Origin of the sequence: Pseudomonas sp. AMR01, assembly GCF_041946035.1 — a bacterium.
GTDB classification, from domain to species: Bacteria; Pseudomonadota; Gammaproteobacteria; order Pseudomonadales; family Pseudomonadaceae; genus Aquipseudomonas; species Aquipseudomonas antarctica_B.
Genome location: NZ_JAUTYR010000015.1, coordinates 14,738 through 34,696 on the forward strand (window position 1 = coordinate 14,738; position 19,959 = coordinate 34,696).

The window sequence follows — 19,959 nt, forward strand, 5'->3', positions numbered from 1 at the left end:
GATGAATCAGGACAATCTGATCGAAGTCCGCGACCTCTCCGTCGAGTTCGTCACCGGCGAGAACCACCACCGCGTGGTGAACAACGTCAGCTTCGATATCAAGCGCGGCGAAACCCTGGCCCTGGTCGGCGAAAGCGGTTCGGGCAAATCGGTGACCGCCCACTCGATCCTGCGCCTGCTGCCCTACCCGTTGGCTCGCCATCCATCCGGCACCATCAACTATTCGGGCCACGACCTGCTGACCCTCAAAGAAAAAACCCTGCGGCATATTCGCGGCAACCGCATTGCGATGATTTTCCAGGAGCCGATGACCTCGCTGAACCCCCTGCATTCCATCGAGAAGCAGATCAACGAAGTGTTGGGCTTGCACAAAGGCCTCACCGGCAAAGTCGCCACCCGGCGCACGTTGGAATTGCTCGAACTGGTGGGCATCCCCGAACCGCACAAGCGGCTCAAGGCTTTGCCCCACGAGCTGTCCGGCGGCCAGCGCCAACGGGTGATGATCGCCATGGCCCTGGCCAACGAGCCGGAGCTGTTGATCGCCGATGAGCCGACCACCGCTCTGGACGTGACCGTGCAGTTGAAGATTCTCGAACTGCTCAAGGAATTGCAGGCACGCCTGGGCATGGCGTTGCTGCTGATCAGCCATGACTTGAACCTGGTTCGGCGCATCGCCCACCGTGTGTGCGTGATGCAGCAGGGTCGCATCGTTGAGCAGGCAGATTGCGAGACGCTGTTCCAGTCGCCGCAGCATCCTTACACCCAGGAACTACTGGCGGCGGAACCCAGCGGTGGGCCAGCCACCAATGAAGTCGGGCCGCCGTTGCTGGAAGTTGATGACCTCAAGGTCTGGTTCCCGATCAAGAAGGGCTTTTTGCGCACCACGGTCGATTACGTCAAGGCAGTGGACGGCATTAATTTCAGCCTGCCCCAAGGTCAAACCCTGGGAATTGTCGGCGAAAGTGGTTCGGGCAAATCGACCCTGGGCCTCGCGATTTTGCGCTTGATCGGCAGCAAGGGCGGCATCCGCTTCGAAGGCCAGCAACTGGACAAACTTACCCAGCAACAGGTGCGCCCGCTGCGCCGGGAAATGCAAGTGGTGTTCCAGGACCCGTTTGGCTCGTTGAGCCCGCGTATGTGCGTCAGTGAAATCGTCGGAGAAGGCTTGCGCATTCACAAGATGGGCACGCCTGCCGAGCAGGAAGCGGCGATTATTGCGGCGCTCAGGGAAGTCGGGCTAGACCCCGATTCACGGCATCGCTACCCCCACGAGTTTTCCGGCGGCCAGCGTCAGCGCATCGCCATCGCTCGCGCGCTGGTGCTCAAGCCACGCCTGATTCTGCTCGACGAACCGACCTCAGCGCTGGACCGCACGGTGCAGCGTCAAGTGGTGGAGTTGCTGCGCGGGTTGCAAGCCAAGTACAACCTGACTTACCTGTTCATCAGCCATGACTTGGCGGTGGTGAAGGCGTTGAGTCACCAGCTGATGGTGGTGAAGCATGGGCAGGTGGTGGAACAAGGGGACGCGCCGGCGATCTTTGCTGATCCGCAGCATGCTTATACTCGGCAGCTGTTGGAGGCGGCGTTTTTGGTGCCCGCGGGTAGACACTGCTGACCAGCTCCCACAGGGGCATGTAATGTGTCAGTTGTTCAGCAGCCGCTGGCCAGGCGTTCGCGCAAAAACTCCACCAGCGCCTGCACGGGCCTTGAACTCTGCCGGTGCTGGGGATACACCGCCGACAGGGTCAGGGCTTCGGGGGCGAAGTCTTCGAGTACGGTCACCAGACGCCCGTCTTTCAAGGCTTCGGCGACGATAAAGGTCGGCAGGTACGTCACGCCCAGCCCGGCGATCGCGGTATCCCGCAGCAGCTCGCCGTTATTCACGCGCATGCGCCCGCTCACGTTCACGGACTGTTGTTTGCCCTTGGTGAGAAACCGCCATTGCACCTGACGGCCATGGCCGTAAGGCAGGCAGTCGTGGTCGGCCAGGTCTTCGGGTTGGCGGGGCGTGCCACGCGCGGCCAGGTAATCGGGGCTGGCGCAGTACACGCGCTGGACACTGGCGATACGCCGGGCAATCAGCGTGGAGTCTTCAAGAGTACCGATGCGCAGCACCAGGTCGTAGCCTTCGCCGATCAGGTCCACGGGGCGGTCACTCAGGTCGACTTCCACCGAAACGTGCGGGTGACGTTGCAGGAATGCCGGCAACAGGCAGCCCAGGTGCGCCATGGCAAACGACAACGGCGCGCTGAGGCGAATCGTGCCGCGCGGCTCGCTGTTCTGGCCGGCGATGCCCTGCTCCACTTGCTCGACTTCACTGAGCAGGCGCAAGGCGGATTCGTAGTAACTCTGGCCCAGTGGCGTAACGTCCAGCCGGCGGGTGGAGCGGTTGAGCAGGCGCACGCCAAGGCGGTCTTCGAGCTGAATCAGGCGGCGGCTGACAAATTGCTTGGACAGGCCCAGTTGCTCGGCGGCGGCGGTGAAGCTGCCGGACTCCATGACCTGACAGAACAGGCGCATGTCTTCGAAGGGGTTCATTGTCGCGTCTCGGTGGACATTTAGCGGATTGTATAACTGGTTAGTCGCAATACCACAAAACAAAATGTGGGAGCGGGCTTGCTCGCGAATGCGGTGGATCAGTCAATTAATCTGTCGACTGACACTCCGTATTCGCGAGCAAGCCCGCTCCCACAGGGGGTTTGCAGCGTGCTTGAGAGCGGATTACTTGGCAGTAAACGCCGAGTAGCTGTTCATCAGGTTGCGGTAGTTGGGAATGCGAGGCGACAGCAGGTTAGCCAGGCCTTCCATATCGTTGCGCCAGTCAATCTGCAGCTCACAGGCCACCGAGAACCAGTTCACCAAGTGCGCACCGGCAGCGCTCATGCGCGCCCAGGACGCGCGCTGTACCGCTTCGTTGAAAGTGCCCGACGCATCTGTCACCACAAACACTTCGAAGCCTTCGGCCAACGCGGACAGGGTTGGGAACGTCACGCAGACGTCCGTCACCACGCCGGCGATGATCAGCTGCTTGCGGCCTGTCGCCCTCACTGCCTTGACGAAATCTTCGTTGTCCCAGGCGTTGATCTGGCCTGGGCGCGGAATGTATGGCGCGTCCGGGAACAGCTCTTTCAGCTCGGGCACCAGCGGGCCGTTGGGGCCGGTTTCGAAGCTGGTGGTGAGGATGGTCGGCAATTTGAAGAACTTGGCCACATCGGCCAGGGCCAACACGTTGTTCTTGAATTCGTTGGGCGAGAAATCCTGCACCAGGGAGATCAGGCCGGTCTGGTGATCGACCAGCAATACGACGGCGTCATCTTTGTTCAAGCGTGTGTAAATCATGCGAGTTAACTCCTTGGGTTTTTTAAATCAGAAGGCAAAGCACGAGCAACCGAACGCACCCCAGAAACCCTGGAAGTCGCTGACCGGCGCATTGGAAAGCCGTGCTTTTTCATGGCTGTGGCTATGCACGCCGCACGGGCCGCTGCATTGATGCACTTGAGCCTGCAAAGGCGAACTCGGGCGCCAATGGCCCGGCACCTTGACCACCGGAGACCAGTCCGGCAGCACCGGCACACGCGGCGGTGCGAAATCTTCGAAGTCGCCGGCGCCGTAGACCACCTTGCCGCCGACCACGGTCAGTACTGACTCGATCCATTTGATGGCTTCTTCATCGACACTGAAAAAGTCCGCTGACAACGCCGCGACGTCTGCCAACTGGCCGACCTTGATCTGGCCTTTTTTGCCCTGCTCGGACGAGAACCAGGCGCTGCCGTGAGTGAACAACTCCAGGGCGGTAAGGCGCGGCAGGCCTTCGGCGTGCAGCTCCAGACCACCGACGGTGCGGCCGCTGACCATCCAGTACAACGAGGTCCACGGGTTGTAGCTCGACACCCGCGTGGCGTCGGTGCCTGCCCCTACCGGCACGCCTTCGGCGAGCATGCGCTTGATCGGCGGCGTGGCTTCGGCGGCCTTGGCGCCGTAGCGCTCAACAAAGTATTCGCCCTGAAACGCCATGCGGTCCTGGATCGCAATACCGCCGCCGAGGGCACGCACGCGCTCGATGTTTTTCGGCGTGATGGTTTCAGCGTGGTCGAAAAACCACGGCAGGCCATTGAACGGAATGTCGCGGTTGACCTTCTCGAACACGTCGAGCATGCGCGAGATGGATTCGTCATACGTGGCGTGCAGACGGAACGGCCAACGCTGCTCCACCAAGTGTCGCACCACCGGCTCCAATTCCTGTTCCATGGTCAGCGGCAGGTCGGGGCGCGGCTCGAGGAAGTCTTCGAAGTCTGCCGCCGAGAACACCAGCATTTCACCGGCACCGTTGTGGCGCAGGTAGTCGTCGCCCTGATGCAGGGTCACGCTGCCCGTCCAATGTTTGAAGTCGCTGAGTTCTTCCTTGGGCTTTTGGGTGAACAGGTTGTAGGCGATGCGCACCGTCAGTTGCTCATCCTTGGCCAACTGTTCGATCACCGCGTAGTCGTCGGGGTAATTCTGGAAACCGCCGCCGGCATCGATGGCGCTGGTAAGGCCCAGGCGGTTGAGTTCACGCATGAACTGGCGGGTCGAGTTGACCTGGTATTCCAGCGGCAGTTTCGGGCCTTTGGCGAGGGTTGAATACAGGATCATCGCGTTCGGCCGCGCCACCAGCATGCCGGTGGGATTGCCATGGCTGTCACGCACGATCTCGCCGCCCGGCGGGTTTGGCGTGTCCTTGGTGTAACCGGCCACACGCAGAGCGGCGCGGTTGAGCAAGGCGCGGTCGTACAGGTGCAAGACGAACACCGGGGTGTCCGGTGCGGCCTGGTTGAGTTCGTCCAGAGTCGGCATGCGCTTTTCGGCGAACTGGAATTCGTTCCAGCCGCCGACCACGCGCACCCATTGCGGGGTTGGCGTGCGGTCGGCCTGGTCCTTGAGCATGCGCAGCGCATCGGCCAGCGACGGCACGCCTTCCCAGCGCAGCTCGAGGTTGTAGTTCAGCCCGCCACGGATCAGGTGCAGGTGTGAGTCGTTAAGGCCTGGGATGACGGTACGGCCCTTGAGGTCGATGACCTGCGTACCACTGCCGCGCAGGGCCATGGCTTCGCCGTCGGTGCCGACGGCAACGAAACGGCCCTCGCTGATGGCGACGGCGGTTGCGCGCGGGTTTTCCCGGTCCACGGTGTGGAACTGGCCATTGAACAGAATCAGATCGGCGTTCATAGGGTTTCCTTTACAGAGGCTTCGAGCCAGGGAGCAAACAGGCGAGTGGCGGCGGGCATCAGCACATAGACCACCAGCAGCACGATGGTCAGGGTGATCAGAAAGGTGGCGACCACGTAATTGGACAGAAACGGGTGCAGACGCAGGACCGGGCCCCAGATGATCGGGATCAGCAGGGTCAGCGGCAGGATCACGCACAGGGTGACGACCGCCTGTTTCCAGCGCGGCGGTTTGGCGGCGTTGTCGGCCAGGGGAGCGAACCAGAATTCGTTGACGGCGCCGATTTCGGTTTTATCGCCATCGGCCAACATAGGCGCGGCTTCGGCAATGAGGGCCTGTCGTTCGGGGGAGTCAAGCCAGCGTTCGAGTGCGTCGGTGGAGCTATAGCGCAATACGCAGGTAAACAGCGCGAGGGTGTTTTGCTTGCTGCGTACGACGTCGACGCCGAGGTGGCCGGGGCGTTCGCCGGCGATGCGGACGATGCGGCGTAGCCAGGCTTCGTAATCAGCTTCGCGGCCGGCTTTGATGAGATGTTTGACGACCAGGGTGACGACTTCGTCGGGGCCTGTTTTGGGTGTTGGGTCCATGGCTGCGTGTTTCCCCCTGGGAGCGTTGAGCGATGGGGAGAGTTTGGTTGGGTTCCGGGCTGGGGAATTGGATGTATGTGCTGTTTGGCGGGTGTGTGGAAGCTGACCTGTGCATGCCGGTATGGAGTCTTACTCGGTCAAAACTGTGGGAGCGGGCTTGCTCGCGAAGGCGGTGTGTCAGCGGATGGATGAATTGCCTGACCCACCGCATTCGCGAGCAAGCCCGCTCCCACAGTTGGATCTCCATACAGTAGCCCGCACTTCTGAGGTCTTTGGAAGGAGGATCAAAAAGTACAAGCACGGCCCAGTGTGGGAGCTGGCTTGCCTGCGATGGCATCGACTGGGTGTACCTGCCGGACCGAGGTGTCTGCATCGCAGGCAAGCCAGCTCCCACAAAGGCGGGCCGGTGTGTGCCGGTATGGAGTCTTACTCGGTTAAGCCATATGCTCAGCGATCCGCGCCCGTAACCAACGCTCCGCCGGGTCATTGTCATGTACCCCACTCCACACCATCGACAACTCCGCCGCCTCGATCTCAAACGGCGGGTCCTCAGCCCGCAATGTCGTGCCTTCAGTCAACGCACACGCCGCATAATCCGGCACTGTCGCGATAATCTGCGTGCCCGCCAACAGCGCCCTCAACCCACTGAACTGCGGCACCGCCAATACCACCCGCCGCGCTCGGCCGATGCGCGCCAGGTCCAGATCGATGTTCCCGCTCAAGTCCCCGGAAAACGACACCATCGCATGTGGCCGCGCGCAGTAGTCATCCAGCGTCAGCGGCGCCGAGGCGTCATCTCCACGCAGCACCTTGCACGGAATATCGCGCAGTTTCTTGCGCTTGGCATTCGCCGGCAACTCCGTGGTGTAGCTCACCCCTACCGAAATCTCACCACTGGCCAACAACGCCGGCATCAACAAATAATTGGCCCGCCGCACCACCACAACAATCCCCGGTGCCTCCTCACGCAGTTGACTGAGCAACGGCGGAAACAGCCCGAACTCCGCATCATCCGACAGCCCGATGCGAAACACCGCGCAACTGGTGGACGGGTCAAACGCCTTCGCGCGACTGACCGCGCCTGAAATAGTGTCCATGGCCGGCTGCAACTCCTTGAGGATAGCTACCGCGCGTGGCGTGGGCTCCATGCCCCGCCCGTTGCGCAACAGCAGTGGGTCGTCGAACAAATCCCGCAGCCGCCCCAGCGCAGCACTCACCGCCGGTTGGCCCATAAACAGCTTTTCGGCAACCCGGGTCAGGTTCTTTTCGAACATCAAGGCTTCGAAAATCACCAACAGGTTCATGTCGACGCGGCGCAGGTCGTTGCGGTTCATGGCGCTATCCAAAGACGGTTTCAGGTCGCCAGATAAGCACGCAAAACCGCTCCGTGATTGCACGCCTGTGCTGTCTTTTCCAGGCACGCACCTGACGAAATTAACAACGATTAACTCGTCAGCCGGATGGTCCGGCGCCAAGAATGAGGCCGTCTACACTGCATCCATTCACCGGGAACGCTCCCATCGACTGCGGATATTTGTCATGGCCAGACTTGAGCACTGTGCTCCCCGTTTATCCGCTACCGGCGGCCTGTGCCCTCGGCGCGAGCGAATTGCCAAGCAACTGATTCTCGCCAACCTCGGTGAAAGCCTGGCGATTGCCGACCTGGCCCAGGCCTGCGCCCTGTCCCGCAGCCATTTTTCCCGCGCGTTCAAGTGCAGCACCGGGCTGTCGCCGCAGGAGTGGATTCGCCAGCAGCGCATCCAAAGGGCCAAGGAATTGATCACCGGGTCGGCCATGAGCCTGACCCAAATCAGCCTGGAATGCGGGTTTTGCGACCAGGCGCACTTCTGCCATATGTTCACCCGCAGCGAAGGCGTCAACCCGATGACCTGGCGAAATCACCACTCCAGCAAGCCGCAGGTGATTGCGGCCTAGTGGTCTTTACCCGCCTGGAATATGCTGCGCAGACCCTTTTCGATGAGCATTGGCCGCCATGAGTGACCTCAGCGACCAGGCCGTGCATTTCGGCCCCTACCGCGTCCACCCGCACCAGCGTCTGGTGCTGGAGGCCGGGCGCCCGTTGCGTCTGGGACGGCGCGCGGTGGACATTCTGCTGATCCTGCTGGAGCAGGCCGGCAACGTGGTAAGCAAGCAGGAACTGATCGCGCGGGTCTGGCCCAAAAGCGTGGTCGAAGACGGCAACCTGCGCGTGCACATGGCGGCGTTGCGCAAGGCGCTGGGCGACGGCCAGGCCGGGCAGCGTTATATCGTGACGGTGGCCCAGCGCGGCTACAGTTTTGTGGCGCCACTGAGCATTGAACCGATGACGATTCCCGCCGACGGCATGCCCCACAGCCAGGGCCATAACCTGCCGCTGCGCCACACGCGGATGATCGGCCGTCAGGCGCTGATCGATGCGCTGGTGCGCCAGTTACCCCAGCAGCGCTTTATCACCCTGACCGGCGCTGGTGGCATCGGCAAAACCACCGTGGCACTGCGGGTGGCGGAGTTGCTGATCGGGCACTATCGCGACGGCATTCACCTGCTCGACCTGGCACCACTCAGCACGCCGTCGATGATCCTGCCCAACCTCGCCGCCTTGCTCGACCTCACGCCCACCGAGCATGAACCCCTGGTGACCTTCGCCCGCAGCCTGCACGCGCGCCAGTTGCTGCTGGTGATCGATAACTGCGAACACCTGCTGGACGACATTGCACTGATCAGCGAAACCCTGCTGCGTCACGCACCCAACCTTCATATTCTGGCCACCAGCCGCGAAGCCTTGCGCGCCGAGGGCGAATACGTGCAACGCCTGGAACCCCTGGCGTGCCCGCCCGCCACCGGCAACCGCGCTCAGGCCCTGGGTTACCCGGCGCTGCAACTGCTGGTCGAGCGTGCGATGTCCCATCAGGACAGCTTTGAACTGAGCGAGGCCGAGTTGCCGCTGGCCATCGACATCTGCCAGCGCCTGGACGGTATTCCGCTGGCGATCGAACTGGTGGCGGCGCAGATCGAACGCTTCGGCCTGTCGGGGTTGCTGGTGCAGATGGAGGACAATTTTCGCCTGCTCACCCGAGGCCGCCGCAGCGCCCTGCCCCGTCAGCAAACCCTGCGCGCCACGCTGGACTGGAGCTTCGATTTGCTCACGCCCTGCGAGCAGATTTGCCTGCGCCGCCTGGCAGTGTTTCGCGGCGGCTTCAGCCTCGCCAGCGCAGCGGCGGTGATCGCCGAGGAACGCATCGCGCCGGACGAGGTGCTGGGCTCGATCAGCCAATTGGTGGCCAAGTCGTTGCTCAATGTAGAAGCCGGCGATGACACCATGGTGTACCGCCTGCTGGATATTACGCGCACCTATGCGCTGGAAAAACTCAGTGTCGCCGATGAACTCGACGCCACCCGCGAACGTCACGCGGCGCGCCTCCTGGCGTTGATGGACCAGGCGCAGGACGACTGGGAACTGATCGCCACTCAGCCCTGGATCGACCGCTATGCACCGCTGCGCGAAGACATTCGCGCGGCGCTCGATTGGTGCCTGGGCGACCCCGGCGCACATCTGCTGGGCATTCGTCTTACGGTCAGCGCAATGCCGTTGTGGCAGGAGTTGTCGTTGCTGCGCGAACACGGGCTGTATGTGGGCAAAGCCCTGGCCCGACTGGCGCAGTCGAATACGCCGAATCCGCGTTTGCACATGGCGCTGCAATTGGCGCTGGGCAGTTTTTCCTATCACGCTCAGGGCGGCACGCCGCACACTGTCGAGGCGTTTGCCTGCGCGCAGCGCCTGGCGGAAGCCGGCAAAGACCTGGCTGGCCAACTGCGCGCAGTGTCTGGGCAAATGGCGGTCAACCTGTGCAGCGGCAACTACCGTGAGGCATTGGCGCAGAGCCTGCATTTTGATCGACTGGGCCCGCAAACCGAGCCTCTACTGGACCTCAGCGCCCAACGCCTGCGGGTGTTGGCGCAACACTTTGCCGGCCATCAGACGCTGGCGCTGCACGACGCCGAACAGGTTATCCAGCGCATGGCCCAGAGCGGCCATCTCAACCGGTTTACCCATGGTTTTGGCGTGCAGTACGACCAGAGCGTGGCCTCGCTGACGATTCTCGCGCGTGTGCTGTGGTTGCGTGGTTTTGCGCAGCGGGCGTGGCGTACCGCCAACCAGGCCCTGGAGCTGGCACTGCAGATCAACCACGGTACGTCGATTTGCTACACCCTGGCCCTGGCCGGTGTGGTGATCGCCCGCTACAACGGCGACAGCGCTTCGGCGAACGCTTTGCTGCAACTGTTGCTGCAACAGGCGCAGAAACACGCGGTGCCATTGTTTTATACCTGGGCTCAACACTATGAAGGCACGGCGCTGCCTGAGCAGTTGCAGGGGCTGGGCCTGGTGCGCGATACCCTCGTGACCTTCAATGCGGCCCCGGCGGATGACGCGGTGTTTGAGCGTGCCAGAAGCGGCGCCGCCGGTTGGTGCTCAGCGGAGATTCTGCGGGTCCGCGCCGAGGCTACGCCGGATGCCCGCGCCGCCGAAACCCTGCTGCTGGAGGCCCTCGGCCTGGCCCATCAGCAAGGTGCACTGGCCTGGCAGTTGCGCAGTGCGACATCCCTGGCGCGATTGTGGCAAAGCCAGGGTCGGCTGACAGCGGCCCGTGACCTGTTGAACTCAATCTACGAACAATTTACCGAAGGCTTTGCCACCGCAGACCTAACCTGCGCACGCGGCCTGCTCGACGAGTTGCAAGACAAACGGCCGGCCTGAAAACGGCCCCAGGTAATGCCCATAGCCCTGCTGCAAGTGCGCCACCTGCGCCGGGTCGCGCAGTTGCGCCAGAGCATGGCTGCGAGCACTGTTGAGCAGCCGATACCGCAACGGGCCGGGGCCGGGCTCTACCTCCAGCAACGACATGCCGGCCAGGCGCGTGAGCAAATAGCCCAGGTCGGCATGTTCCAGTTCGGTACCGACGACTAACGCGGTCAGGGCCGGTAAGGTCACCGCCATTTTGAACAACGCCAGTTGCAAGTACAGCCAGCGCTCCGGCAGGCTCAAGCGCCCATAGGTCCAATCCAGCGCAGCCGCCAGGGATTGATGCCGTTCCACTGCCGTGCGCCGGCCACGGACAAGCACCTGCAAACCTCTGCGCAATTGCGCCTGCAAGCCATGTACGCCAAGGGTATCGACCTGCGCGGCCGCCAGTTCCAGCGCCAGAGGAATACCGTCGACGCGTCGGCAGATATCGCGCAGCGGCGCCAGGTCCTGAGGCCGCAGGGCAAAACCCTGTTGCCCGGCACGCACCCTCGCGACAAATAGCTGCACCGCCGGGTACGCCATCGCCTGTTCCACACTGGCCCACGCGGACGGTATTGGCAGCGCCAGCCCTGGCACGCGCTGCACCCATTCGCCCGGCAACTGCAGAGTTTGGCGACTGCTCAGGAGCACCGTGACCTGCGGCGCGCGCTCGCGCAGGGTACGTATCAGGTGACGGCAAGCGCCGAGCAGCAAATCGGCGCCATCAAGCACCATTAACAGGCGCCGCCCGGCCAACTGATCGCACAGCTCAGCGGCACTGCCACAAGGCGCAAGGTTCATCGCCCGGGCCAAGTGGCGCAGCAGGGTCATGGGGGATTCCACGGTTGCCAGGTCAACCCACCATACGCCGTCGCGATAACGCGGCAGCACACGTTCGGCCAACGCCAGCGCCACGGTGCTTTTACCGATGCCGGCGCAACCGGTGAGGGTCAGCAACGGTTGCGCGGCCAGGCGCCGCGCCAGCGTGCCGAGTAAGGCATCACGGCCGATCACCGGGCTCAGACGCGCAGCCAGGTTGTGCCGGGGCACCGTCGCCGCAACAGCCAATGGCGCAGCGAAACAGTAGCCGCGCTGCGGTTCATTGAGGATGTAGCGCGCCCCGTCCAGGGCTCGACGCAACGCGGCAATGTGCACGCGCAGGTTGTTTTCTTCCACCACGCTGCACGGCCAGACTCGGGCGATCAAGGCCGCTTTGCTGACAAATTGCCCCGGGGTTTCCAACAGCACCGTGAGGATATCCAGTGCACGCCCACCCAATGGCACCGGCAGGCCGATCTTGCTGACCAGGCGCTGTTGCCGGTGAAAGGTGAACGGACCAAAGCTCATTGCATGAGGGTGATTCATTTGTGCACATGCGCTGGAACACCCGGCCTAGGGCGTCTGCGCATCCTCTTCCAGGGGCCTTTGGCTATCTTGCCAGCTACCCGTGACAGGACAAGGCTGGCACGGGGAGCGATACGGACTTTTGGGTGCGCGAGACGGCCATTCTGTCGTTAACTGAACTGCTGTCGGTATTGGGTAGGGTTAAGGCCGAGCTTTTCACTGAACAAAAAGCGCATGTGCCGCACGCTGCCAAAGCCTGCGTGGAACGCGACTGTCTTGAGCGGCAGGTCGGTGGTTTCCAGCAAGTGCCGGGCGCGATCGATGCGCGCGCCCTGCAGGAAGGCCATGGGCGTCATCTGCACTTCTTTGGCGAACAGCCGCGCAAAGTGGCGGGCACTCATGCCTGCCAGCGCGGCCATGGAGTCGATGGTGAATGGTTGATTCAACTGCGCCAGCACGTGGTTTTGCACCCGGGTAATCGCCGTTTCATGGGGCGCTACGGCGGCGGTCATCGGGCTGAACTGGGCCTGGCCGCCCTGTCGCTTCATCACCACCAACAGCACTTTGGCGACGTCGACCGCCACTTGCTTGCCGTGGTCCTGGGCGACGATGGACAGCGCCAGGTCGATGCCGGCGGTGACGCCGCCCGAGGTGATCAAGCGCCCGTCCTGCAAGTAGATGCGATCGGTCTCGACGATGGCCTCCGGAAACGCCTTGATCAGGCGTTCGGTGTAGTGCCAGTGGGTGGTCACGCGGCGGCCGTCCAGCAACCCGGCATGCCCGAGCACAAAGGCACCGGTGCAGATTGAACCGAAGCGCCTGGCCCTCGACGCTGCGGTCATGAGCCAGGGCAACAGGTCGGGATGGCATTCGTTATAGGCGCCGGGCCCGCCGGGCACCAGTAACAGGTCATAGGCGTCATTGGCCTGGCCCAACACCACGTCCGGTTGCACGCTGACGCCATTGGAGGCGCGCAACGGGCCGGGTTCGGTACCGACGGTGAGGATTTCATAGTGAGCCGCAGCCGGCAGGTAGCGGTTCGCGATGGAAAACACTTCAAGCGGCCCGGCCATGTCGAGCAGAAGGAAGTCCGGAAATAGCGCCATGGCCACGGTTTGCATAAAGAGAACGTCCATCAATAAGAAAGGGCGGCGGGCATTATGACACGCCTTTAACTGTCAACCTTATAGAGACAGTTATTCAAATTTCAGCTCCTTAATGAATTTTTCAGTAACCAGTAACCTTCTTCTCAACGCAAGCGAACTGCATCTCGCAGCCCACGCTCACTTGAGGACAAGACCATGCTGACCCTTCGCAAAGCTTCCGAACGCGGCGCCGCCAATCACGGTTGGTTGAAGTCGTTTCACACCTTCTCGTTCGCCAACTACTGGAACGCCGACGAGCAAGGTTTCTCCGACCTGTTGGTGATCAACGATGACCGCGTTGCCGCCGGCAAAGGCTTCGGCCAGCACCCGCACCGCGACATGGAGATTTTCTCCTATGTGCTTGAAGGCGCCCTGGAACACAAGGACACCCTCGGCACCGGTTCGGTGATTCGCCCTGGCGATGTGCAATTGATGAGCGCCGGCAGCGGCGTGGCGCACAGCGAGTTCAACCACAGCCAGAACCGTGGCGTGCACTTCCTGCAAATCTGGATCGTGCCGAATGAAGCGGGTGCCGAGCCGCGCTATCAGCAAGAGCATTTCAGCGATGCGCAGAAACGCGGGCGCTTGCAGTTGATCATCTCGCCGGATGGCGCCGACGGCTCGCTCAATGTTCGCCAGGATGCACGGGTGTATGCCGGGCTGTTCAACGGCGACGAGGCCGCGAGCCTGGACTTGCCGCCAGCGCGCCACGTGTACATCCACGTGGCCCGTGGCAGCGTCGAGGTCAACGGTCAGCGCCTGCAGGAAGGTGACGGCGCCCGCGTGCGGGATGAACGCCAGATCCGCTTGAGCCACGGCGAAGACGCCGAAGTGCTGGTGTTCGACCTGCGCCCTCAGGAACTGCCGCAGCGGCCTTGATGCTGAGCACGATGGCCCGCCCCAAAACGGGTCATCGCTGGCGTCGATAGTCACCATCAACTCAATGAAGTTCTCTTAAAAAAAGCAACGCGTAACATCAAACCCATACAGAGCGACACCCAACTAAAACACTCGGAGCACACACTCATGAAACGCCAAATCTTGCTTAGCCTCGCTTTCTCGGTACTCGCTGCAAATGCTTTCGCTCACCCTGTTGTCGCTGAAGGCGGCGCGGATCGCCTGATGGAAAGCCGTGTTGCTGAAGGTGGTGCTGATCGCTTGCAGGAACGTGGTCTGGCTGAAGGTGGTGCGGATCGTCTGCAGGAACGTGGTCTGGCTGAAGGTGGTGCGGATCGTCTGCAGGAACGTGGTCTGGCTGAAGGCGGTGCGGATCGTCTGCAGGAACGTGGTCTGGCCGAAGGTGGCGCGGATCGTCTGCATAGCAACAACGCATAACCCTCGCTGTTGGCGAGGCACCCCAAACCGGCCTGATCAGCCGGTTTTTTTTCGTCTTCGATTAATGCAGGTCGCGGTCGATCCATATCACCGCCTTGCTAATCTGCTGCCGCACTCGCTACACAGTTCGAGGGTGTCGCTTCCGAGCGCTCGGGCCATTTTGATCGCTGCCCACGCGGCCTCTTTGTTCAGTCCCAAACGCTTAAGCCTCCCGCGCCTTGACCTTCAAGTGCCGCGCGTACCAGGGCCGCTGCGGCACTCGCTTGAACAGGCCCTTGAGCATGTCTTCGTCAGAACCAAAGGTGATGCGCAGCGCCAGCTTCATAATTTCCGGGTCCATTTCCATGGAACGCCCCACCTGCAAGCCCGGCGTGGTGCTGCAACCGTGGGTGTCCGGGCCGAGCCAGGGGTCGCTGACTTCAACCCAGCGCCCCGGCGCGAACCACGGCACGCCGTTGACCTCCAGCCGCCTGACTTCACCCGGATTGAACCGCTCGTGGGCGCGAAACCAGTCCTCGACACGGTCGTCGATCCAGCCGTGGAAGTGCCAGAACACCGGGTTGACGTGGGAGGAGAACGGGTCGCCGAGAAAGTCGTTTTCCGGTGCGTACCAACGCGCGGCGAAGTCCGACGGATCGCGGGCGAATGGCACCGGGGCGCCGTTGGACGGGTCGCGGGGTACCGAGGCCCAGCGCATGTGCAGCCAGTCATGCAGGCCCAGTTCCATCTCCGAGCCGAGTTGCCCCAGGCTCAGTTTGGCCAGGTAACGCGGGTCGCGGTACTGGGATTCCCACACTTGAAAGTTGCTGTGGTAGGTATCTGCCGCCTTGATATCGCTGACCCATTGGGTGTAATCGCTGTCGTCGGGGGCCGACCAAGTGGGCGGCAGCGCAAAACCGTCGCGGTTGTCGAAGTAGCGCAAAAACCCCAGGCGATCACGCTCCAGGGCCGGCTGGGGTTCCGGGAAAGCCGGCCATGAAGGCAGGTCTTGCATTGAACGGGCAGTGCCGAGCATGTGCCGGTGCATGAAAAAGAAGTCGATACCCGAGCCGTTGCGGTCCTTGTGCTTGCCCCGCGCGTCGCGCTCCTTGCCACGTGGCCCGGGTTGCCAGCCGATGCCGCGCAACGCCTCGCGCTTTTCCTCGGAAAGCTTGTGCCACTGGTCGCGGGTGGCGTGCCACAGTTGGTGGAACAGGCGGTGTTCGGGAGCGATCAGCCATGCCAGCAAGGTCGGGTTGAGGCCAATGCGCTGGCGGGCTTCGGGAAACAGCTGTTTGTGCGCGATAAAACGGTTGTCGCGCTCGTTCAATGCAAGGGGACGGTCCAGATCGAGGATGGTGCCGCTGAGGGTGCCGCTGCCCGCATTGCCGAAGTCGGCCCAGACTTCATCAAGGCTCATTTTGAATTCATAGGCGGGTACGCCTGCGGCCGAATCGCGATCAATCAGGCGCCAGTACAACACCTTGCTGTCGCCCGTGACCAGGTCTCCCAATAGGCGGTAACGCGGTTCAGCATCGGCGCGCAGGTTGCTGGCGGTATCGAGGTAACCGCGCAGGCCTCGGCCACGGGGGGCGACATCAAGCAGCAGCTCAAGGCCGTGCTGCGGCAAGCCTTTCAGGCCGGCATCTGCCCCTTCCAGACGCACGCTCCACACGCCGCGCAAGCTGTTCGCCAAGTGCTGACCATTGGTGTCGGCGAGGTCTACCGTGGCTTCGCCGGGAGTGATCGGGAATTCTTCACGCGTCAGCTCGCGATGGGCATAAAAGGCCGCCGGCACGGCAGCGCCGGTCAGTGCCAGGCCTGCGATGAAGCCACGTCGAGAGAGGGTCATTGTCTACCTTAGGAAGCTGCGTGATCAGAGCTAGAACGTTTGCAGCCGCGCAAAATTTACCGCCTTGCCCTCCCCGCCTAAATTTCCCCCGCCATCGCTCGTTCCTCCCTGATAGCAAAGGCCTCAACTGACTGAGATGGCAATGACAAAACCACGTTCGAAAAAGGCGCTGTTTCTGGGCCTGCCGCTGGCACTGGCCGTCTGTGCCGGCGCCGGTTTCCTGGTCTGGGATCACTGGTTCAAGGGCAATGCCGGCTACCCGCTGGAGGTGATCAAGCAGGCCAATGAGATGCAGGACCGCTTGCTGTCCTTTGATAGCCATATCACCGTGCCGCTGGATTTCGGCACCGCCGGCAATGAGGCCGACAAGGATGGCAGCGGCCAGTTCGATTTGGCCAAGGCCAGTCGCGGGCGCTTGTCCGGCGCTGCGTTGACGATTTTCGGCTGGCCGGAAATCTGGAACGGTGCCAACGCCCCGCACAAGCCTACCGACGGTTTTGTCGAAGAGGCGCGCCACGAACAGGAGGTGCGTTACAAAATCATCTCCGGCATGGTGCGCGACTTTCCCAATCAGGTGGGCATCGCCTACACCCCGGATGATTTCCGGCGCCTGCATGGCGAAGGCAAGTTTGCGATCTTTATCAGCATGCTCAACGCCTACCCGCTGGGTGATGACCTGAACCAGCTGGACCTGTGGACCGCGCGCGGCATGCGCATGTTTGGTTTCAGCTATATCGGCAACAATGCCTGGTCGGACTCATCGCGCCCGCTGCCGTTTTTCAATGACACCACAGACGCCCTTGAAGGGCTGTCGCCGATAGGCCAGCAGGCGGTGCATCGCCTGAATGACCTGGGGGTGATCATCGATGTGTCGCAGATGTCGACCAAGGCGCTGGAGCAAGTCGCACAGCTGAGTCGTACGCCGATGGTCGCCTCCCACTCGGCGCCACGCGCGTCGGTGGACATCCCGCGCAACCTCAGCGACAAGGAACTGCAACTGATCAAGCACAGCGGCGGCGTGGTTCAGGTGGTGGGCTTCCCGGCCTATCTGCGCCCGCTGAGCCAGCCGACCCAGAACAAGCTCAACAGCCTGCGCGCACGGTTTGATCTGCCGCCACTGCCGAACCTGGCCATGGCCTTGATGCCCGGCGACCCGATCATCGCCGCCTGGTCCGAGCAGAAGTTCGGCCAGTACGCCAGCGCGCTCTACGCCATTCTTGAAGAAGAGCCCAAGGCGACCCTCAAAGACTTCGGTGATGCGATCGACTACACCGTGCGCAAGATCGGCATCGATCACGTGGGCATCGCCTCGGACTTCAACGACGGCGGCGGCATCCAGGGCTGGAACGACGTGAGCGAAGTGCGCAATGTCACCGCCGAGCTGATCCAGCGCGGCTACTCCGAAGCCGACATCGCCAAGCTGTGGGGCGGCAACTTCCTGCGGGTGTGGGACCAGGTACAAAAAGCCGCCAAACCCTTGGCCAATCGCTAATCAGCCGTGAAATAAGTCCATGACCGACCGCCGTACGTTTCTAAAACAGGCTGGTGTGTTTGCCGCCAGCCTGCCACTGGGCGCCACGATGCTGCCACACGCCAGCGCCGCCACCCCGGCAGCCAACCCATGGACGGGGTTCAAGCAGCTGTTTAATCAGGACCCGAATTACCTGCACTTCTCCAACTTCCTCGTGGCCTCGCACCCCAAGCCAGTGCGCGACGCCATTGAGCGCTACCGTGTGCAGATAGACCGCAACCCCGGGCTGGCAATGGACTGGGACCTGCAGGAAACCTGGAAGCGTGAAGGCCAGGTACGCGAATGGGCCGGTCGCTACCTGGACGCCAAACCTGCGCAGATCGCCCTCACCGGCAGCACCTCCGAAGGCCTGGCGATGATCTACGGCGGCATCAAGGTGCGGCCCGATCAGGAAATCCTGACCACGGTTCACGAGCACTATGCGACGCAGAACAGCCTGGATTTTCGTGTACTCAAGGAAGGCACCCAGGTGCGCCGGATCAGCCTGTTCGAGCAGGCAGCCCAGGTTTCCGTCGACGAGGTGCTCGGCAACATCAAACGCAATATCCGCCCGAACACCCGCGTGCTGGGCATGACTTGGGTGCAGTCCGGCAGCGGTGTGAAGCTGCCCATCGGCGAAATCGGCCAGCTGGTAAATGAACACAACCGCAACCGCGACGAGAAGGACCGCATCTTGTATGTGGTCGACGGCGTGCACGGTTTCGGCGTGGAAAACCTGGATTTCCCGGCAATGAACTGCGACTTCTTCATCGCCGGCACCCATAAATGGATGTTCGGCCCACGCGGCACGGGGCTGGTGTGCGCCCGTGACGCCGAGAATAAATACGTCACGCCGATGGTGCCGACCTTCTCTGAAGACACCGATTTCGCCACCACCATGACGCCCGGCGGCTACCACGCTTTCGAGCATCGCTGGGCGGCCGACGAAGCCTTCAAATTGCACCTGCAGTTGGGCAAGGCGCAGGTGCAGGCGCAGATTCACGCGCTTAATACCGAGTTGAAAAACCAGCTGCTGGCCCATCCGCAGATCGAGCTGGTCACGCCGCGCAGCCCCGAGCTGTCTGCCGGCTTCACGTTCTTCCGGGTCAAGGGCCAGGACAGCGACGAAGTGGCCGCCTACATGATGAAAAACCGCGTGGTGATCGACGCAGTGGACCGCGACGTCGGGCCAGTGATTCGTACCTCTCCTGGCCTGCTTAACAGCTCCGACGAAATCCAGCGCTTCATGGCCTTGCTCAGCCCGCGCCTGTGACGCCCCTTTTTTCTTTGAACGAGATGCCCACATGAATCCATCCCGACTCAAGCCCCTGGCAGCCCTGACGCTGACCGCCTTGTGCGGCGCAATGCTGCCAACCCTCGCCCACGCCGCAGCGCCGCAGCCCGGGAAAGTATTCAAGGACTGCAAGGACTGCCCGGAAATGGTCGTGCTGCCTGCAGGCACGTTCACCATGGGCACCCCGGAAGACGAAGTCGGCCGCGAGCCGGATGAAGGCCCGATGCATGACGTGACCTTCGCCAAGCCGTTCGCCATGAGCCGCTTTCACGTTACCGCTGGCGAGTGGGACAGCTATGTGCGCCAGACCGGAGTAAAGATCGCCAATGGCGACGATCGCCCCGGCCGCGAGTGCATTGCCAGCAAGCCTCGCTATCCGCAAGGCCCGCGCCAGCCCGCCGTGTGCATGGACATGGACGACATAAAGAACTATGTGGCATGGCTGTCGAAAAAGACCGGCCAGCATTACCACATGGTCAGCGAGGCCCAGCGCGAATACGCCGCACGCGCCGGCTCCACCGGACCTTTCCCCTTCCCGTTTGATGAAGACAAGGACTACAGCATCGCCGAACACGCCAATACCTACGGGCCGGCGGACGGCTACAGCTATTCGTCGCCAGTGGGCAGCTACCCGCCGAACGCATTCGGCATGTACGACATGCACGGCAATGTCTACGAGCGAGTGGCCGACTGCGAGCACACCAACTACGTCGGCGCACCGACCGATGGCAGCGCCTGGGTGGAGCCCAACTGCGAGTCGTATCAGATTCGCGGCAATGACTGGGGCGAAGCACCGGTGTTTTCGCGCTCAGGCAATCGCAACACGATCTACCCGCAAACCCGTGGAGACTGGATCGGCTTCAGGGTTGTTCGCGACCTCTAAACCCTGGCCCCATAAAAAAACCGCCTGGCATGAGCCCGGCGG

The 19,959-nt window shown here is 62.3% G+C and carries 16 protein-coding genes; 7 read left to right on the forward strand and 9 right to left on the reverse strand.

Annotation, left to right across the window (positions count from 1 at the left end; all coding sequences use genetic code 11):
- The first annotated feature begins 1 nt into the window (after position 1).
- On the forward strand, positions 2 to 1,615 hold the full coding sequence (locus Q7C20_RS15325; RefSeq protein WP_348055192.1) for an ABC transporter ATP-binding protein: 1,614 nt from the start codon (positions 2 to 4) through the stop codon (positions 1,613 to 1,615).
- A 35-nt stretch (positions 1,616 to 1,650) separates the two neighbouring features.
- Here Q7C20_RS15325 and Q7C20_RS15330 read toward each other — a convergent pair whose 3' ends face one another.
- From Q7C20_RS15330 to Q7C20_RS15350, 5 genes are all read right to left on the reverse strand, one after another.
- On the reverse strand, positions 1,651 to 2,538 hold the full coding sequence (locus Q7C20_RS15330; protein WP_375068420.1) for a LysR family transcriptional regulator: 888 nt from the start codon (positions 2,536 to 2,538) through the stop codon (positions 1,651 to 1,653).
- A 183-nt stretch (positions 2,539 to 2,721) separates the two neighbouring features.
- Complete coding sequence (gene ycaC, locus Q7C20_RS15335; RefSeq protein ID WP_375068422.1) at positions 2,722 to 3,339, reverse strand: isochorismate family cysteine hydrolase YcaC; 618 nt, start codon at positions 3,337 to 3,339, stop codon at positions 2,722 to 2,724.
- A 27-nt stretch (positions 3,340 to 3,366) separates the two neighbouring features.
- Positions 3,367 to 5,205 carry an amidohydrolase gene (locus Q7C20_RS15340; protein WP_375068424.1) on the reverse strand — a complete coding sequence of 613 codons (1,839 nt, stop codon included), beginning with the start codon at positions 5,203 to 5,205 and terminating at the stop codon, positions 3,367 to 3,369.
- Positions 5,202 to 5,792, reverse strand: coding sequence for an antibiotic biosynthesis monooxygenase (locus Q7C20_RS15345; protein WP_375068425.1), 591 nt, complete (start codon positions 5,790 to 5,792; stop codon positions 5,202 to 5,204). The genes Q7C20_RS15340 and Q7C20_RS15345 overlap by 4 nt, the downstream gene beginning before the upstream one ends.
- Before the next feature lie 434 nt (positions 5,793 to 6,226).
- Positions 6,227 to 7,126 (reverse strand): LysR substrate-binding domain-containing protein, encoded by a 900-nt coding sequence (locus Q7C20_RS15350; protein WP_348055201.1) that lies wholly within the window; start codon positions 7,124 to 7,126, stop codon positions 6,227 to 6,229.
- Between the two features lie 205 nt (positions 7,127 to 7,331).
- Between Q7C20_RS15350 and Q7C20_RS15355 the strand changes: the two genes are divergently transcribed.
- Together Q7C20_RS15355 and Q7C20_RS15360 are read left to right on the forward strand one after the other, a co-directional pair.
- The gene (locus Q7C20_RS15355) at positions 7,332 to 7,727 is read left to right on the forward strand and encodes an AraC family transcriptional regulator (protein WP_348055203.1); all 396 of its coding nucleotides are present in this window, start codon (positions 7,332 to 7,334) and stop codon (positions 7,725 to 7,727) included.
- A gap of 58 nt (positions 7,728 to 7,785) precedes the next feature.
- On the forward strand, positions 7,786 to 10,548 hold the full coding sequence (locus tag Q7C20_RS15360; protein WP_375068426.1) for a winged helix-turn-helix domain-containing protein: 2,763 nt from the start codon (positions 7,786 to 7,788) through the stop codon (positions 10,546 to 10,548).
- Here the strand turns inward: Q7C20_RS15360 and Q7C20_RS15365 are convergent.
- Positions 10,495 to 11,940 carry a winged helix-turn-helix domain-containing protein gene (locus Q7C20_RS15365; protein WP_375068427.1) on the reverse strand — a complete coding sequence of 482 codons (1,446 nt, stop codon included), beginning with the start codon at positions 11,938 to 11,940 and terminating at the stop codon, positions 10,495 to 10,497. The two genes, Q7C20_RS15360 and Q7C20_RS15365, sit on opposite strands and share 54 nt — an antisense overlap.
- Positions 11,941 to 12,089: 149 nt before the next feature.
- On the reverse strand, positions 12,090 to 13,040 hold the full coding sequence (locus Q7C20_RS15370; RefSeq protein ID WP_375068428.1) for a GlxA family transcriptional regulator: 951 nt from the start codon (positions 13,038 to 13,040) through the stop codon (positions 12,090 to 12,092).
- 180 nt (positions 13,041 to 13,220) lie between these two features.
- Here Q7C20_RS15370 and Q7C20_RS15375 point away from each other — a divergent pair, with 180 nt between their 5' ends.
- Positions 13,221 to 13,943 (forward strand): pirin family protein, encoded by a 723-nt coding sequence (locus Q7C20_RS15375; protein WP_348055211.1) that lies wholly within the window; start codon positions 13,221 to 13,223, stop codon positions 13,941 to 13,943.
- A gap of 123 nt (positions 13,944 to 14,066) precedes the next feature.
- On the opposite strand, the gene Q7C20_RS15380 is transcribed toward Q7C20_RS15375, so the two are convergent.
- Positions 14,067 to 14,384 (reverse strand): hypothetical protein, encoded by a 318-nt coding sequence (locus tag Q7C20_RS15380; protein ID WP_375068430.1) that lies wholly within the window; start codon positions 14,382 to 14,384, stop codon positions 14,067 to 14,069.
- 217 nt (positions 14,385 to 14,601) lie between these two features.
- The gene (locus tag Q7C20_RS15385; protein WP_375068432.1) at positions 14,602 to 16,230 is read right to left on the reverse strand and encodes a PvdJ/PvdD/PvdP-like protein; all 1,629 of its coding nucleotides are present in this window, start codon (positions 16,228 to 16,230) and stop codon (positions 14,602 to 14,604) included.
- 142 nt (positions 16,231 to 16,372) lie between these two features.
- Between Q7C20_RS15385 and pvdM the strand changes: the two genes are divergently transcribed.
- Genes pvdM through Q7C20_RS15400 form a run of 3 tightly spaced genes read left to right on the forward strand, consistent with a single transcriptional unit; the run spans position 16,373 to position 19,917 of the window.
- Positions 16,373 to 17,722 carry a pyoverdine-tailoring dipeptidase-like protein PvdM gene (gene pvdM / locus Q7C20_RS15390; protein ID WP_375068434.1) on the forward strand — a complete coding sequence of 450 codons (1,350 nt, stop codon included), beginning with the start codon at positions 16,373 to 16,375 and terminating at the stop codon, positions 17,720 to 17,722.
- Positions 17,723 to 17,741: 19 nt separating this feature from the next.
- Positions 17,742 to 19,013, forward strand: coding sequence for an aminotransferase class V-fold PLP-dependent enzyme (locus tag Q7C20_RS15395; protein WP_375068436.1), 1,272 nt, complete (start codon positions 17,742 to 17,744; stop codon positions 19,011 to 19,013).
- Positions 19,014 to 19,044: 31 nt separating this feature from the next.
- Entirely contained in the window at positions 19,045 to 19,917 is an 873-nt protein-coding gene (locus Q7C20_RS15400; RefSeq protein ID WP_375068438.1) for a formylglycine-generating enzyme family protein, read from the forward strand.
- The last annotated feature ends 42 nt before the right edge of the window (positions 19,918 to 19,959 follow it).

Coding starts and splice junctions, on each gene's coding strand:
- Q7C20_RS15360 (WP_375068426.1), top strand. CDS start 7,786: ATGAGTGACCTCAGCGACCAGGCCGTGCATTTCGGCCCCTACCGCGTC.
- Q7C20_RS15395 (WP_375068436.1), top strand. CDS start 17,742: ATGACCGACCGCCGTACGTTTCTAAAACAGGCTGGTGTGTTTGCCGCC.
- Q7C20_RS15375 (WP_348055211.1), top strand. CDS start 13,221: ATGCTGACCCTTCGCAAAGCTTCCGAACGCGGCGCCGCCAATCACGGT.
- Q7C20_RS15400 (WP_375068438.1), top strand. CDS start 19,045: ATGAATCCATCCCGACTCAAGCCCCTGGCAGCCCTGACGCTGACCGCC.
- ycaC (WP_375068422.1), bottom strand. CDS start 3,339: ATGATTTACACACGCTTGAACAAAGATGACGCCGTCGTATTGCTGGTC.
- pvdM (WP_375068434.1), top strand. CDS start 16,373: ATGACAAAACCACGTTCGAAAAAGGCGCTGTTTCTGGGCCTGCCGCTG.
- Q7C20_RS15380 (WP_375068430.1), bottom strand. CDS start 14,384: ATGCAGACGATCCGCGCCACCTTCGGCCAGACCACGTTCCTGCAGACG.
- Q7C20_RS15350 (WP_348055201.1), bottom strand. CDS start 7,126: ATGAACCGCAACGACCTGCGCCGCGTCGACATGAACCTGTTGGTGATT.
- Q7C20_RS15385 (WP_375068432.1), bottom strand. CDS start 16,230: ATGACCCTCTCTCGACGTGGCTTCATCGCAGGCCTGGCACTGACCGGC.
- Q7C20_RS15355 (WP_348055203.1), top strand. CDS start 7,332: ATGGCCAGACTTGAGCACTGTGCTCCCCGTTTATCCGCTACCGGCGGC.
- Q7C20_RS15330 (WP_375068420.1), bottom strand. CDS start 2,538: ATGAACCCCTTCGAAGACATGCGCCTGTTCTGTCAGGTCATGGAGTCC.
- Q7C20_RS15340 (WP_375068424.1), bottom strand. CDS start 5,205: ATGAACGCCGATCTGATTCTGTTCAATGGCCAGTTCCACACCGTGGAC.
- Q7C20_RS15325 (WP_348055192.1), top strand. CDS start 2: ATGAATCAGGACAATCTGATCGAAGTCCGCGACCTCTCCGTCGAGTTC.
- Q7C20_RS15365 (WP_375068427.1), bottom strand. CDS start 11,940: ATGAATCACCCTCATGCAATGAGCTTTGGTCCGTTCACCTTTCACCGG.
- Q7C20_RS15345 (WP_375068425.1), bottom strand. CDS start 5,792: ATGGACCCAACACCCAAAACAGGCCCCGACGAAGTCGTCACCCTGGTC.
- Q7C20_RS15370 (WP_375068428.1), bottom strand. CDS start 13,040: ATGCAAACCGTGGCCATGGCGCTATTTCCGGACTTCCTTCTGCTCGAC.